This is a genomic window from Paenibacillus sp. 2003 (assembly GCF_031455635.1).
Taxonomy (GTDB): Bacteria; Bacillota; Bacilli; order Paenibacillales; family Paenibacillaceae; genus Paenibacillus; species Paenibacillus amylolyticus_B.
In genome coordinates this window covers 1,631,831-1,648,165 of the sequence record NZ_JAVDTB010000001.1, presented here as the reverse complement: position 1 = coordinate 1,648,165, position 16,335 = coordinate 1,631,831, and the positions used below count along the sequence as shown (strand labels likewise).

The window sequence follows — 16,335 nt, the reverse complement described above, 5'->3', positions numbered from 1 at the left end:
TTAATCCTTCTATGAAATTATTCAGGTAATGACTAACCCTTTACACCGCCAATTGTCATACCCTGGACAAAGTATTTCTGTAAGAACGGATACACCATCAGAATAGGAACACTTGCAATAATGGTCATGGTCGCTCGAATCGAGGTTGGTGTGACCGCCGTTGCATTGCTCTCGGCCGACTGATAGGCATCACTTGCTGATGAAGTCGCTGAGGTCGTCGAAGTTTGCAGAATCTTCATCAACTCATATTGCAATGTGCTTAATTCTTTATTGGAAGAGTTGTACAGGAATACATCGAACCAGGAATTCCATTGTCCCACAGCTACAAAGAGTGATACGGTTGCCATTGCGGGAATCGTTAGCGGCAGGACAACGCGGATAAATGTCGTGAACTCCCCTGCCCCGTCAATACGGGCTGACTCCAGAATACCTTCAGGAAGACCTTCAATAAATGAACGGATGACAATCATATTGAAGACACCGATTACACCCGGAATGATATATACCCAGAAGGAACCGATCAATCCAAGGTCTCGAATCAGCAGATAACCGGGGATCAACCCCCCGCTGAAATACATGGTGAATACAAAAAACATCGTAACAAACTTGCGAAGCACAAATTCCTGACGACTAACCGTATATGCTAGCATGGCTGTACAGAAAACGGACACCACGGTTCCAATGACCGTACGCAGTGCCGAGATCAGAGTTGCGTGATAAATATCGGATTCGCCAAAAATGTATTTGTAGTTGTCCAGTGTCCATACACGAGGCCATAGATATATTCCACCCCGAATGGCATCATTTGCATTATTGAAGGATACGGCAATCATATTAACAAAGGGATAAATCGTCACAATCATCAGACATACCATGAAGATGATGTTAATGGTGTCAAACGCTCGATCCCCGGTGCTGCTATTCCGCAAGCGGGATGTGTTTCCTTTTCGCATGGCATAGGCCTCCTTTTAGAATAGTCTGCTCTCTCCCATTTTTTTCGCTATATAGTTCGCTGAGAAAAGGAAGATGAAGCTGACCACCGTTTTGAATATGCCGGCTGCTGTACCTAAGGAAAAGTTCCCCATTCCTAATCCATATTTCAGTACAAAGATGTCCAGATTCTCCGAATAGTCCATATTCATCCCGTTACCCAGCAGATATTGCGGTTCGAATCCGGATTCAAGAATACTTCCCATGTTCATGATCAACAAGATCACAATAACCGGTTTCAAGCCAGGCAGGGTGATATATAACATCCGTTTGAAGCGACTGGCTCCATCAATCTCGGCAGCCTCATATTGCGCCGGATCAATTGCCGTAATCGCTGCCAGATAGATAATGGTGTTCCAACCGACATCTTTCCAGACCTCAGTTGCCCCCAGGATACCCCAGAAGTATTCTCCTTTCCCCATCCATAGTACCGGACTGTCAATCAGGTGAAGTTTCATCAGCAGCAGATTGATAATTCCGTCTGGTGACAGGACTGTTAATACAATGCTGGAAGCAACAACCCACGAGATAAAGTGAGGCAGATAACTGACGGTTTGCACAAAGCGTTTAAATATGACATTTTTCAGTTCATTCAACAAGAGGGCCAGTGTAATTGCTGTCACAAATCCCAACACCAGTTTAATGGAACTCATGACAAGCGTATTGCGCAGCACCCGGTAGAAGGTATTGTCTTCAAATAACGTACTAAAATGCTGCCAGCCTACCCACTGCTGATCGGAGAAGGACCTCGCCGGTTTGAAATTCTGAAAAGCCATGGTCCATCCCCATAACGGCAGGTACTTGAAGATAAAAGCCCAGATGACAAAAGGAATACACATCCAGGCAAGTGTTCGTTGCTGCACAAGTCGCTTAAAGAACGAGTGTGCTCTGGTTCCCTTTGGACTCGAGGCTGGAGGCATCGAGTTAAGGGAGACATTAGGTTTCTCCACGGTGAACCTGCTCCCTTCCTGTGCTGTTATTCATGCGAGGAGAAACCGGAGTTTAGGCTCTTTCATCTTCTCCTGCGCATGTAACAGTTTGTTTTAAAGTGTTTGTATTACCATTTTCCTGCTACACGATCCTTCACAACTTTGGTAATGGTCGCTTCATAACCAGCTTTGTCCAATTTGTTCAATTCAGCCATGTAGGCATCCCACAACTTATCAAAATTTGATGGTGCTCCCAAAATCATTTCCGGTAAGTATTTACGTTGCAGATCATCCGATTTGGTGGTGAAGATCTGTTCAGGTGATCCTTGCTCAAGGGCGATGGACCATGCGGGGAACCATGGCCGCTCTTCCGGTTTGTTAAATAATTCACTAAAGGTTTGGATACCGTAGGCTTCAAGGAACTTCTTGTCTCCCTCGGTATAAGATGCAGCGGCTACTTCTGGCTGGTTGCCAGGGCTATAAGCGTTACCATCGGTAAGTGTAGATTCACCGCCATATCGCGGCCAGTCTGATCCGAAGTAGGTGAACCCGAATTTACGGCTCAGCTCCAGATCATCATGGGCTTTGCGTTGATCCTCATTTGCAAAATAAAATCTGCCCGTATCATCCACACTGTACGTCTCGTCCTTGATTCCCCATTGCACCAGAACCTGATTCTCTTCCTTCAGCAAATTATCGAAATATTTGATGATACGAACAGGGTCTTTGGCATTCACTGAGATACCTGTTGCATAGTTGTTGACAAAGCCGGGAGGATCAACATACTGATCCTTAATTCCTTCATCAAACACAATCGGAAGTGGTGCATAACGTTTCTCATCAATGCCTGCCGAGAGCAGGTTTTTCGATGCGTCTCCAACCTGCCAGCCATAATTGAAGTATCCTAATACACGACCCGAAGTCAGCTTGGCCAAATACTGGTCTTTGTTCATCGTAAAGGATTCCGGATCAAGCATGCCTTGAGCATTGATTTCATTTAACTTTTGAATCCATTTTTTCTGAGCATCTGTTCCCGCGACGACTTTTGCCTCATGGGTAGTCATGTCCACCATGACACTGCCATCATTCGGATAACCGGCAAGATGCATCGCTGGATTTTGCAGTGTGAAGAAGTTATTGGCCACACCCGCAAGTGACACAAATCCGATCGTCTCTGCTCCATCAACCGTTGGATGTTTTTCCTTGTAATCCTGAATCAGATCAAAATATTCATCCAGTGTAGTGATCTTGGGATAATTAAACTCTTTGAGCACAGAGCGCTGAATCCAGAAGGCTCCCCCGCCAACATTTGGACTACCTGAATACTCACCCTGGTTAGCTGTATAAGGCAGGGCATAGATTTTTCCGTCTTCTGCATTTTTCATTTTATCGAAATATGGTCCATATACCCTTTTAATATTAGGGCCGTATTCCTCAATAAGATCATCCAACGGAATGTAAGCCCCGGCATCCAGTAACTTGGACATCTCACCACTGGAGCTAATGACATCAGGATAGTCTCCACTGGCAATCATGACACCGGCTTTTGTAGCACTATCACCTACCAGATATTCCATCTTCCAGTCCACACCCGTCTGCTCTTGCAACGCTTTACCGATTGTTGTTTCGCTTGCCAGAACATCCTTCTTGCCTGGAGAGAACATGTAATACGAGAACGTGACTGGACTGTTCTCATCATCACCTGAGGCTGAAGGCGATGATGACGAACTGTTCTGACTGCACCCAGCCAGCAAAACTGTTAGTAATACAGCTAAACCCGCTGTTCTATATTTTGGTTTTAACATGTGAATATTCCCCCGTTCCGTGTGTTTTCTTATGGATTACACTCACCATTTGCCAGCTACACGATCCTTAACGGCCTGTGTTATCGTAGTTTCGTATGTTTTCTTATCCAATTGATTCAATTGACTCATATATTCATTCCATGTGCTCTCGAAAGTGGTAGGTGAATCCATAATCATTTTGGGTAAATATTTCTTCTGGAGGTCTTCTGCCTTGGTGATGAAAATCTGTTCAGGAGAGCCCTGCTCCAATGCAATGGACCAAGCAGGAGACCAAGGACGCTCATCCGGTGTGCTGAATAGTTCTGTGAATGTCTCCACACCATATTTCTCTAACAACAGCTTGTCACCGTCCGTGTAACTAAAGGTAGCCACTTCTGGTTGATTGCCCGGTCCATAGGCGTTGCCATCCTCCAGCACGGAGTTATTGCCGTAACGAGGCCAGCTGTAATTAAAATAGTCAAAGCCGAACTTACGACTTAATTCCGGATCTTCATGTGCCTTGCGTTGGTCATCATTTTCAAAGTAAAAGCGGCCCTCATCATTCACACTATACGTCTCGTCCTCAATACCCCATTGAACCAGAATCTGGTTTTCTTCCTTAAGTAAATTATCAAAATATTTAATAATTCGTACGGGATCTTTGGCATTTACAGTAATGCCGACACCATAGTTATTCACAAAACCTGGCGGGTCTACATACTGGTCTTTGACACTGTCATCAAATACGATCGGTAGAGATACGTAACGTTTATCGTCAATACCAGCCTTCTTGAGGTTGTTCGTTGCGTCTCCAACCTGCCAGGAGTAACTGAAATATCCCAGCACCCGACCGGACGTCAACTTGGCGAGATACTGATCCTGGTTCATTGTGAAGGATTCCGGATCAAACATCCCCTGTGCGTTAACCTCGCTCAGCTTCTGAATCCATTGTTTCTGATAATCAGATCCGGCTACCAGTTTGGCTTCATGGCTCTGCATATCCACCATCACACTGCCATCGTTTGGATAACCTGCCAGATGCATCGCCGGATTTAGCAGGGTGAAGAAGCTACCCGATTCACCCGCAAGTGTGGCGAAGCCGATGGTTTCCTTTCCGTCGATCTGCGGATGCTTTTGCTTGTATTGCTCAATCAAGTCAAAATATTCGTCCAGCGTTTTGATCTTGGGATAGTTAAACTCTTTTAACACAGCACGCTGAATATAAAAGCCGGTCTGGAAGTTAGGCTCTGACACATAACCGATGTTGGCAGTGTATGGCAAGAAATAGATCTTTCCATCCTCCTGTCTGAATTTGTCCATATAAGGCCCGTATACTCGCTTGATGTTAGGCCCGTATTGATCGATCAGTTCATCCAGCGGGATAAAAGATCCTGCATCCATCAACTTGGCCATTTCACCACTGGAGTCGATGATGTCGGGGTAATCCCCACTCGCAATCATTACACCCGCCTTGGTTGCACCGTCGCCGACCAGATATTCCATTTTCCAGTCAACGCCTGTTTGTTCCTGTAACTTCTTGCCAATGGTCGTGCTGCTTGCCAGAATGTCCTTCTTGCCACCGCCAAACGTGAAATATTTAAAGGTGACCGGGGTGTTGTCATTACTGTCAGGATAAGAGGCTTCCGGGCTGGCTTTATTACAACCTGCCAAGGTTACAGCCAGTAAAATTGCCAGACCTGTTATAATGTTTCTTTTTCTAAACATGTAGCAAATGCCCCCTTAAAGTATTATTTGTGTCTTTAAGCCTTCTCAATATATCAAGACAGCGCTTTCAAAGTTACCCATGAAAGTGTACCTCCTACTTTGAAAAGTATATCCTTCATATTTAGTCGCCTGGCATGGCTGATGGATCAAGTGGAAGCTTAATTTGGATATGCGTTCCTTCTCCTTCCCATGTCTGGATGTCGAATGAAAACTGATTTTTATAACAAAGTTTTAAGCGACTATACGCATTTTTCATGCCAACATGCTCTCCCATATCGGTGTTTTGATCCAGGTAACTTAGCAACTCTTCCAATTCTGCTTGTGACATCCCTATACCGTTATCCGTTAGTCTGATATGGAGCTGGTCATTTTCCATTGAAACGAAGAGTTGAATGATACCTACACCCGGAGATGACTCAATTCCATGGATGCTTGCATTCTCAACAAAGGGAAGGATAACCATCTTGGGGATTCGGTACATCAGTACCGCAGGATCTGCCTCAATGGTATATTGGAGTTTTTCTCCAAAGCGGTATTTCTGAATTTGCAAAAAACTCTCGATGAGTTCCAATTCTTCCTTCACTGTCACATCATTCTGATTCCAACTAATCGACTTGCGAAACATCTTGGCCATGTTATGCACGATTTTGGCAGTCTCTTTCTCGCCTTTGATGAGGCTCCGCATACGTACCGACTCCAGGGTATTAAACAAAAAATGTGGGTTGATCTGACTATGGAGCGCATGAAGCTGTGCTTGCTGCTGCTTTAACTCCAGGTCTTTCTTTTGGATGTCGGCGAGATATACCTCATGAATCAGGTTATGGATCGTCTCGGTCATTCGATTAAATTCCATCGTGAGTTGACCTATTTCATCTCTTGCATCTTCAGGCGGAATCGTCTGAAAATTTTGTGTTTTTACTTTTTTCATATGTTTCAGAATGCGTACCAGCCTGACATGGATGGATCTGGACATCGCCGCGATGATAATAGAAGGCAGGACAAAATTAATGCAAGCCAGCCAAACGACGAAGGAACGGGACTTCCGCACCTCCTTCAACACAATTTCTTCATCCATCACCCCTTGCAGGGACCACCCTTCAAGATAGTTAATGCCTGTATACGTAAGTTCAAAGGGAATCATTTTGTTCGGAAACTGGATCTCGCTGTAACGTTTCCCTATCTGAGCTTCTTCTGCTGTAGGATCATTTGAAAATTGGATGTGTCCCCCAGGATCAAGAAGATACACTTTTCCATCAAATCCGCTGTTGTGAAAATACTGCTTGATCATATCCATGTTCAGATCAATTTTAAGTAACTGCTCTCTCCCCCCAGTGTCCAGATTGTCGAGCCGTTGAACCAGACTTAACATCTGATCCGATGAGATCAGTGCCGGATAAGGGGCGGAGTATGCCTGAAATTGAACGTACCAGTCCGAGTTGCGGACATCGTCAGTTAAACGATCAATATAACCTGAAGATAAAATGGTAGAATTATCGGTATACACTTGATACCAGCGAATTCCCTGATTCAATTGACCGGAGAATTGCCCTTTTAGATAGGAATTATAAGCGTCAATGTACTCAAAATGACTTTGAAATGAACGGGAGATGGTGTCGTTGAATACAGGGTCAGTATATAACGAATAAGAGAGGCCGACGCCCTGATCAATGGTTACCCGCAGGTCGTTCTTCAGATTGTTCAAGGCCATGCCGGCATCACGAGTTTTCTGACTACGGATATTGGCAGATGTGACATTGTAGAACACCACATTGGTGACAACGATGGGAATAAACACAGATAAGACATACATCAACAGTAGCTTATCTCGAAGCTTCATGTAATTCAGGTTCCATCTTGGCATTGTGCACCTCGCTGCTCATTTCCCATAAGGAGATTGCGATACTCTGTAGGCGATAACTTAACAAGTTTCTCAAACTGGGTTACAAAATAATCCGCATTCTGAAATCCTACGCGTGCAGCAACCTCGTACATTCTCAGATCCGTCTGGCGCAATAACTTCTTCGCCTCATGAATACGCAGGTTCAGCAGATAGTCATTGAAATATTGATTGTAGCTTTTGCGGAATAATCGCCCTAGATAAACGGGATTCATATAGAAGAGCGCAGCGATGCTTTTTAGATTGATGTTCTCGGTATAATTTGCATCGATATATCGTTTGATCTTGCTGATATCTCCTTTGGATCGCTCCATCCGCAAATGAGAGACATAATCCTCGGCTTCCTCCAGCGCGTTGAGAAAAGCATTCTTCAATAGTCGTAAATTCCAACCTTCATGACTCTGTTGTGCCAGCTCCTTCAGTTGTTGCAACCCTTCATCATTACCACCCATTTCGTGGACCACAGCGAGAATACCCGTTATATAACGCAAAAGAGAACCCAATACAGCCTGAGGGGAAAATCGATTCATATGAAACAATTTGAATTTCTCTTCTACAATCTTGTGGTAAGCAACCCTATTCCCCTCTTCCAGGCTCAAAATTAATTGATCCACCTCGTCCTGGTATACATTGAAAACAAACAGTGGTTTGTCCTTGATCTCTGTATAACTCACAACACCACCAGTTTCAGCATATTTATGCTTGGCTGCTTCTTCAGCCGCCATAAGGGATTGTGGGACATCACCAATTTCTTTGACGAGTGTTCCTGCGTAAAGACCGATATCCAGGCTAAACCTTTTGCTCAGTGTTATATGAATATTATGCAGTTTATCCTGTAACGCCGAGCCCCCTTGATGATGATCTGGCCACAACAGTAATAAAGCAAACGTGCCGCGTTGTTGCTCACTGATGAACATTTTGCATAAATTACTTTCCAGAGAATGTACTGCTTCACGTAGCTGTTCAATGGTGATTTTAATTTCATCTAATCCGGTCTGAAGTTCAATCAAAGTCATGAGCAGACTGGAGTTACGATTGATCCCAAGCATCTTGGCATATCGATGTTCATCCTCCTTCTGTACATGACCTTTGATCAGATCCTCCAGCATGATGTTACTGGCCTGTCCCTCGGCCATGAGGATATGCTTTCTTTTGTTGCAAATGAGATTAGCCGACTTCTGCAATGTCGCCGTCAATTCTTCATCATCAATAGGCTTCAGAATGTAGTCATGAACACCGTAACGGATTGCCTGCTGTGCATATTTGAAGTCATGATAACCACTGATGATAATGAACACAGGTTCCAGATGTGGCATTTTCTCTAAGGCACGTATCAGTTCCAGTCCATCCAGGATTGGCATGCGGATATCTGTTATAATCACGTCTGGTTGCAGGCATTCAATCAGATTTAATGCCTCTGCACCGTTCTCTGCCTCTCCGATAATCTCCATGTTAAGATCCATCCAATTTATGAGTTCATACAGCCCCTTTCGTACATACATCTCGTCATCTACCAGTAATACTTTTAACATCCGTGTGTCTCCTTTCCTCCAACGAAAATAAACCGCCAGAAACTAGTCATCTCCTATCTGGAAGCGATTTCATTAATTATACTCAAATATGTAATATGCTTACATTTTATAGGTTGTGATCTGTAATTTCATTGCATAGATCGTTATATTTATTGCGCGAAAGGACTATTAAAGATATCGATTTCACACCAAAAAGCCATTGATTCAGCTTGAATCAATGGCTTTTTCTTAGCTCACAAAAGAAAAAGAGCGAATTCATCCGGCAATTTTGTCGGATGATATTCGCTCATGCAAATCAGTAACTTATTAATGATTATTCTATTAATTCCAATGATATCCTTTTAATTCAATTATTGCATTTGGGCCAGGAAAGGTTAATTCTATTTTTTGGTCCAGATAGGACATGGTTACTCTTGTTTCTTCAATAGAACGAATTCTGGTATTCAACAGACGACCATTTTCCCATTCCAGATCTATTTCAAATCCGCCACGAGCCCGAATACCACGAATATACCCTTTTGGCCACGCTGCCGGCAAAGCAGGTAACAATCTGATTACTTCGTTATGGCTCTGAAGAAGCATCTCTGCTATACCTGCAGTACCTCCAAAGTTCCCATCAATTTGAAATGGAGGATGGTCACAAAACAGATTGGGTAACGTAGAGGAACGTAGAAGTTCCACGATGTTATCGTGTGCAAGTTCCGACTCCTCTAATCGGGCCCACATATTGAGAATCCACGCCCTGCTCCATCCTGTGTGTCCGCCACCGTGTTCCAGTCTTCTGTCGAGTGTTACACGAGCTGCCTTGGCCAGATCAGGCGTTGATTGCAACGTAATTTGCGTTCCAGGATGCAAAGCGAATAAATGGGAAATATGTCTGTGTCCAGGTTCCATTTCATCATAATCCTTACTCCACTCTTGGATCTGGCCATGTTTGCCAATGGAGGTCTCCGGTATTTTGGTTAAAGCACTACGGAGTACTTCTCCGAATTCCTGATCTTCTTGCAATATCCGGGTACTTTCAATGCAACGCGTGAAGAGTTCTCTAATAATCTGATTGTCCATTGAAGCACCAAAACACAAAGCCCCCGACTCTCCATTATCTAATATATAGCGATTTTCCGGTGAGGACGAAGGACATATCACCCAATTGCCGGAAGGATCCTCTATTAGATAATCCAGAATAAACATAGCCGCATCTTTCATCGTGGAGTAAACCTTTTTGAGAAATTGAACATCCTTATTGTATTCGTAGTGGTCCCATAGATGTAATGAAAGCCATGCTCCTCCCATGGTCCAAAACGTCGATGTCATGCATACATCCTGCGGTGCAGCATCTGCCCAGATATCCGAATTGTGATGAGCAACGAATCCCTTGCATCCGTACATGGTTCTAGCGGTTTCCTTTCCCCGGACTTGCAGTCGATCTATAAAATCAAACAATGGAATGTGACATTCAGACAGATTGCAGCTTTCTGCAGGCCAGTAGTTCATCTGTGTATTAATATTAATCGTATATTTGCTATCCCATACAGGAAGCATGTCTTCATTCCATATCCCTTGAAGGTTTGCAGGTAAAGAACCTGGACGACTGCTTGAGATAAGCAGATAACGACCAAATTGAAAGTATAGACTCATCAGTTCCGGATCATGTTTACCAGCTCTAAGCCGTTCAAGGCGCTGATCGATTGGAAGTTTGGAACATATCACATCTTTATTTTCATCTTCGAGATGTATATCCATCTTTTTGAATAAGGATTGATAATCCGAGACATGATCGGCGAGCAGTTCGTTATATGTCTTTGTTGAAGCGGCCTCAATTCTTCGTAGGCACTCCGCTTCGAGTTGTTCCTTGGGTACTCGAAAATCCGTGCAAGCCGAGATTATAATAGTCGCTGAATTACCATCCTTCAGAGTAAGCTGGCCGCTTGAATAATGAACCTCCCCCCCTTCATGTATAAGGCGAATCCCGCAGCAAAATCGAATTCCTTCTTCTCCCCCGCTTCTTCCTCGGATAATCAAGTTATTCGCTCCACGCTTCTCGATCCGATCCAGATAGGATTGGAAACCAACAGGATGCTTAAGAATATCTGAATAGGATGTTGATTTCAGAACGGTTCCCCTGCCAAAAACAGTGGAGAAAGATAACTTTCCAGGCACACTAGATTTGAGATGAACAACGAGCACTTGATCCGGGTAGCTAGCAAAATAATCACGGCTATAAATGGATTGATCTGCGGTATAATTCACGTTTACCTTGCCTTGTTCCAGATCGAGATGTCTTTGATATTCATTTGGTTCATGTTCACTGTGATCCATAGAAATATAGAAGTCGCCTAATGGCTCATAATGCCTTTGCCCGTCAGGAACACCTACCAGCGTATCTGCAGCCAGTTCTTCTGCTTCCCTAATCTTTCCGTCAAAAATCAGGCTTCTGATCTGAGATAAAGATTCAAGTGCTTGAGGATTATTCCGCTGCATCGGTCCACCATACCACAGACTATCTTCATTAAGCTGAATTCTCTCGATCTGTGTTTTTCCAAAAATCATGCCTCCAAGAGTTCCATTTCCGATAGGCAATGCCTCTTCCCATGTTCCAGCAGGTTGATTAAACCAGATATTTTTGGTCTTCACGTTAAAACCTCCAACGAATTATAATTCCTCACATTTTTCATGTCTAGTGTGTTCCCTTTGTATGTTATTTCAGTGTACTGTAATCTCTTAAGCATCTAAATGAACAAAATTAACTTGAATTATCACAATCTTATCCCAGCATTAGAGGTGTAATCGCGAATTCCGAAACTGACAGTACAATTCTTTGTTCTGGACAAGGAAGTATAGCTGCAATAAAAAAAGCCGCTGTAATAGCGGCTCTGCTTCGTTCATTTCATTTAGCTTACGTGAAGCTTGGCATAAGTTATAAGATATTTCGCTCCATTTGTTGCATGAATTGTCTCAATATCAGCCGATCTTCCGGAGAAATGGATTGAAGTAGTTTCTCTTGCTGCTCTCTCCATTTATGCTCAACCGGTTTTTCTAATTCTTTGCCCTTATCGGTTAGATAGATACGCATGATCCTTGCATCCTGTACATCACGTTTGCGATATATAAAACCGTTCTGCTCCAGTGATTTGACCATGTTTGTAACCGTTGGTGGTTCGCATTTCATATGTTCACTTAGTTGCATCTGTGTTACCCCATCACCCAACCACAGCCGATACAGCAAATTATCTTGTCCTACATAGAGATTAAGTTCACGAAGAGATTCACTATAATTTCGACGCATTTGGGAGGAAATTCGATCTAAAGACTGGCGAATATCACAATCTACTGTTTCTGTCATGAACGATCCCTCCCTAACATCCGAATTATATTTAGCAGACTAAATGTATCATGTGGTTATATAGGTGTCAATTCGCCTTAGTATCGTTATAAGGGCCTTTCCTAACCAAGTTCCACAACAAAAAATGGATTTATCGTAAAGCTTATTTTTTGGCAAAACCTTGCTTGTTCAAATAGGCCATCATTTCCGGCTGAATACTTCTCTCGAGGTGATCCTGGATATGGTCACTCCATCCTTTTACTTTTTTTACGGTGAAAGGAGCTCTCGTCGGACGATTTTCATAATACTTCAGCATGGTCTCATCATAGATTGCTAATTTCTCTTGATCCATTGGTTGGTATTGATTATCAAGCAATACCATGGATTGAGGGAGCCGAGGTTTCAGTTCCGGCTTATCTCCAGCTGGATTCCCGATACATAATCCCACCAGAGGGATAACATATTTAGGTAAATTCAATACGTCGGATAGTTCGCTAATATTGGCTCTGACCCCACCAATGAACACTCCGCCAAGTCCCATCGATTCAGCCGCGGTTAACGCATTTTGTGCCATCAGGCCGGCATCGAATGAACCAATCAACAGAAATTCAATATATTCAATATCCACATCCGGAGCGATTTCATGATTTCGGTTGAAATCTGCACAGAAGACCCAGAATTCTGCCGCTTCTTCAATATAGGGTTGATCGACACAGAGATGTCTGACTTTTTTTCGAAGTACTGGATCTGTGATGCGAATAATGGATACCGCCTGAAGAAGACTGAACGATGAAGTTTGATTCGCTGCCTGAAATATTGCATCTATTTGTTCCTCAGTTAGGGGTTGAGATGTGTAAGAACGAAACGATGTATGGTTATGAAGCAATTCGAGTGTGTTATTCATTAAAAACCTCTCCTTTATTCGTTGATTCCATGTTCCTGCAATCCGTATTCGTAAGGAACGCCCATATTCTCGCGTAGTGTTTTTCCTTCATATTCCTTATGGAACAATCCGCGCTCCTGCAAGATAGGAACTACCTGATTCACAAAATCTGCAACGCCATCAAAAGATACATCGGGCACGACTGAGAATCCGTCACATGCTTCAGCCAGAAACCATTCTTCCAAGAAGTCAGCAACCTGTGTCGGAGTGCCTGCAACGACCGGATGATAGTTGATGACCCCGTGAGCGAGAACATCCCTTACAGAGAGTCCTTCTTTTAATAACTTTAAGGCTCTTGGAGAACGTGGGTCCATGGGGTTGGCATATGCATTTTTCAACAAGTCTGCCGCTAAAGGTTGATCTATATCTACTGAGTTTACCGATAAGGGTAAACCAACCATGGATCCGAGGTAACTTACCCTGCTGGGAATTTCCTGAGGATTAAAGCTCATAAGCTGTTTCCGACGATCCAGAGCTTCTTCCTCCGTTGAAGCCAGAGAAAACATAAAACCTGCAAACATTTTGATATCATCGGGGTTTCGACCGAAACGGGCAGAACTTTGCCTTATCGCTTGTCTGTGTTCACGGGCAGACGTAATATCATAAGGATTGGCGTACACTCCCGAAGCATATTTCCCAGCTAATTCTACTCCTTCACCTCCTCCCCCTGCCTGGAAAATCACTGGCTGGCCTTGCTCAGAGGGCGGAATGGGCAAAGGACCACGAGATGCGTAATATTGACCCTGAAGGTTTATAGGCTGGATTTTGTCCATATCCGCAAATTCCCCTCCTTCTACATCTAACGTCCAAGCGTCTGGTTCCCAACTCCCCCACAAGGCCTGAACAATTTGTATGCTTTCATGTGCCTTGTCATAGCGTTCTTGGCGATTTTCAACCCTGGCACCGAAATTAGCCGCCGCTAGGGGGTCGGATGTGGTAACCGCATTCCATCCCACACGTCCATGACTGATAACATCCAGTGCTTTGAACTGACGTGCAATGTTGTAGGGATAATTAAATGTTGTAGAGAGGGTAGCAACAAGCCCGATGTGTTGTGTCTCTCTTGCTACTGCCATCAGTGCCAACATGGGGTCCATAGGGAACATAGGCGTCTGTGGGCCTAAATTGTTGGATAATCCTGGAGTGTCAGCGATGAAAATCATTTGAAATTTTCCTTGTTCAGCTAATTTAGCCCGTTCTACATAACTATCCATATTGGTGTAAGCTGCAGGATCCGTGCCAGGCATTCTCCATGCGCTAAATTCGGCTCCATAACCCGAAACCATCTGTAAAGCCAGTTGCATTTCACTTCTTTTTTTCATAACGATTTTCTCCTTCGTTCTGGAAAGGCACAGATATGTGTGACCTTTCTATCGTGCGAATATATTTAGCATGCTAAATATATGGATGGATCAGCTTTTGTTCTCTTGAGTGAGGTTATAGATATTGACGTTCACCGGTCTGGGCTGATTTCTCGACGGCATCCAGTAACTGATGAAGTTTCACCGCATCCGCGAAAGTAGGTGCTAAGGTAGTACCTTCTTGAATATCCTTGGCAAACTTACGATAAGCCTGAGCCATGTTCAGAACAAATCCGGAGTCGTTATATAGAGAATGTGGAGCCGAGTAATAGGCATCGGGAATGGTTAGTTCACGAAGCTCGTTGTCCGTAGATCCTGCACCGCGTAATTGATGTGATCCGAATTGAATGGATGCAGGAGCGCTCAGAACAATCGTGCCATTGTCTCCGAAAATTTCAAGTGTGAGTCCTGTCTGATGTTTGACTCCACCTTGAATATGAACACTGGCTGCTGCCCCATTAGTCAATTTCCCTGTAATCATGATCTGATCATCCGTTGTTTTCTTGATGACTTTCTGAATATCTACCAATTCAACTTCTGAAAACTGTTGAGCTGTGGTGGCAGACAATTCTGTAAAGTCCCCAAGCATGTAAGTGAAGGCATCCAGATTATGGCCCCCTACAATGGTCAGCAAGTTCCCTCCAACTTTCCGGTCATACAAGTACGCAGTCGACTTGTCACCAACGCCACCCATGCCATCAATGGAGATCTTCAGGTTGGCAGATAACACTTTACCCACATAACCTTCTGCTAATAAATCTTTTACATATTGAACGGCAGGGGCTTGTCTTGCCTGTAATCCAATCGCATTTGGCAATTGGGCAGAGGATACCCATTCCTGCATTTCAAGCGCTTCCTCTGTATTAGAACCCAAAGGCCATTCACAATAGATTGGTTTGCCCGCAGGAGCGATGGCTTTGACTGCATTATAATGTTCCTTGACGTTAATACTGACAACGACCATATCCACATCAGGATGCTGAGCCAACTCCTCCATATTATCAAAGCCGTGATCTGCATAGAAAGCTTCTGCGCTTTTCTTTGCACTCACCATATTACTTGTCCCAACCGCTGTAAGCTCGAATTCATCCAAATGCTGAATAGCTGGAATATGTGTTCCACTCGCCCACCCGTTATTAGATGCCCCTATGATACCTGTACGAATTTTTTTGCTCATTGTTAAACATCTCCCTTGTTAAAATTTACAGTATGATCGAATATCGGTTTCTCTCCAGCCCTTATCAGTCACTCATTTCTATGATATATTTATTTAGCTTGCTAACTATTCAATCGAGATAAGATTAATTATTCTTTCACACTTTAGGTAAACTAAAATTGTTTTGGTGTTGACACCATCATAAATGTATTTGTTTTGTTAGCAAAGAGGGCAATTTAAATGAACATAGTACATCTTTTTGTACCTTTGGATCAGGAGTGATATGAATGAGAGTTTGCAATGAAGGATTTGAACAAGAGTTTATAGATGGAAAAAGTGACATGTACGCCATAGCTTTTACTCAGAATGTCCTTTCTGGGCGTTGGAAATATTTTATCTTATGGTACCTAAAAGACGAAACACGTCGATATACAGATATCAAAAAATTCCTTGGAGATCTGTCTCAAGGCTCCCTCACAAAGCAGCTTAAAGAGTTGGAGAATGACGGTGTTATTCAACGTGATGTATATCCGGAAGTTCCTCCGCGAGTTGAGTATTCGTTAACAGACAAGGGAATGAAGTTACTACCGATCCTTGAAAAGATGGAGGACTTCGGCAAAGAATACGGCTAAGTAACTTAAACCAGGCTTCCATATTACTTATCTTTGTTAAAGGAGGGATGAATCGTACGAAGGA

Annotated in this window: 12 protein-coding genes; 1 reads left to right on the top strand and 11 read right to left on the bottom strand. The window is 43.5% G+C overall.

Annotated features, from left to right (window positions below; translation table 11 throughout):
* Positions 1 to 32: 32 nt before the first annotated feature.
* The 11 genes from J2X75_RS07360 to J2X75_RS07310 all read right to left on the bottom strand — a co-directional run bounded on the left by J2X75_RS07360 (position 33) and on the right by J2X75_RS07310 (position 15,660).
* Complete coding sequence (locus J2X75_RS07360) at positions 33 to 953, bottom strand: carbohydrate ABC transporter permease (RefSeq protein ID WP_192131601.1); 921 nt, start codon at positions 951 to 953, stop codon at positions 33 to 35.
* A 15-nt stretch (positions 954 to 968) separates the two neighbouring features.
* Positions 969 to 1,910 (bottom strand): ABC transporter permease, encoded by a 942-nt coding sequence (locus tag J2X75_RS07355; protein WP_047844314.1) that lies wholly within the window; start codon positions 1,908 to 1,910, stop codon positions 969 to 971.
* A 137-nt stretch (positions 1,911 to 2,047) separates the two neighbouring features.
* Complete coding sequence (locus tag J2X75_RS07350; protein WP_310335373.1) at positions 2,048 to 3,724, bottom strand: ABC transporter substrate-binding protein; 1,677 nt, start codon at positions 3,722 to 3,724, stop codon at positions 2,048 to 2,050.
* Between the two features lie 42 nt (positions 3,725 to 3,766).
* Positions 3,767 to 5,428, bottom strand: coding sequence for an ABC transporter substrate-binding protein (locus J2X75_RS07345; RefSeq protein WP_310335371.1), 1,662 nt, complete (start codon positions 5,426 to 5,428; stop codon positions 3,767 to 3,769).
* 121 nt (positions 5,429 to 5,549) lie between these two features.
* A complete protein-coding gene (locus J2X75_RS07340) occupies positions 5,550 to 7,289 on the bottom strand; it encodes a sensor histidine kinase (protein WP_310335370.1) in 1,740 nt (579 codons plus the stop codon).
* On the bottom strand, positions 7,271 to 8,857 hold the full coding sequence (locus J2X75_RS07335; protein WP_310335369.1) for a response regulator: 1,587 nt from the start codon (positions 8,855 to 8,857) through the stop codon (positions 7,271 to 7,273). Before J2X75_RS07335 ends, J2X75_RS07340 begins: the two co-directional genes overlap by 19 nt.
* Positions 8,858 to 9,178: 321 nt before the next feature.
* Positions 9,179 to 11,491 carry a glycoside hydrolase family 95 protein gene (locus J2X75_RS07330; protein WP_310335367.1) on the bottom strand — a complete coding sequence of 771 codons (2,313 nt, stop codon included), beginning with the start codon at positions 11,489 to 11,491 and terminating at the stop codon, positions 9,179 to 9,181.
* Between the two features lie 283 nt (positions 11,492 to 11,774).
* Positions 11,775 to 12,200 carry a MarR family winged helix-turn-helix transcriptional regulator gene (locus tag J2X75_RS07325; protein WP_310335365.1) on the bottom strand — a complete coding sequence of 142 codons (426 nt, stop codon included), beginning with the start codon at positions 12,198 to 12,200 and terminating at the stop codon, positions 11,775 to 11,777.
* A gap of 142 nt (positions 12,201 to 12,342) precedes the next feature.
* Complete coding sequence (nfsA, locus tag J2X75_RS07320) at positions 12,343 to 13,083, bottom strand: oxygen-insensitive NADPH nitroreductase (RefSeq protein WP_310335363.1); 741 nt, start codon at positions 13,081 to 13,083, stop codon at positions 12,343 to 12,345.
* A gap of 14 nt (positions 13,084 to 13,097) precedes the next feature.
* Entirely contained in the window at positions 13,098 to 14,444 is a 1,347-nt protein-coding gene (locus tag J2X75_RS07315) for an NtaA/DmoA family FMN-dependent monooxygenase (RefSeq protein WP_310335361.1), read from the bottom strand.
* 115 nt (positions 14,445 to 14,559) lie between these two features.
* Positions 14,560 to 15,660 carry a Gfo/Idh/MocA family protein gene (locus J2X75_RS07310; protein WP_310335359.1) on the bottom strand — a complete coding sequence of 367 codons (1,101 nt, stop codon included), beginning with the start codon at positions 15,658 to 15,660 and terminating at the stop codon, positions 14,560 to 14,562.
* Between the two features lie 266 nt (positions 15,661 to 15,926).
* Here J2X75_RS07310 and J2X75_RS07305 point away from each other — a divergent pair, with 266 nt between their 5' ends.
* The gene (locus J2X75_RS07305) at positions 15,927 to 16,271 is read left to right on the top strand and encodes a winged helix-turn-helix transcriptional regulator (protein WP_074095086.1); all 345 of its coding nucleotides are present in this window, start codon (positions 15,927 to 15,929) and stop codon (positions 16,269 to 16,271) included.
* Positions 16,272 to 16,335: the final 64 nt, after the last annotated feature.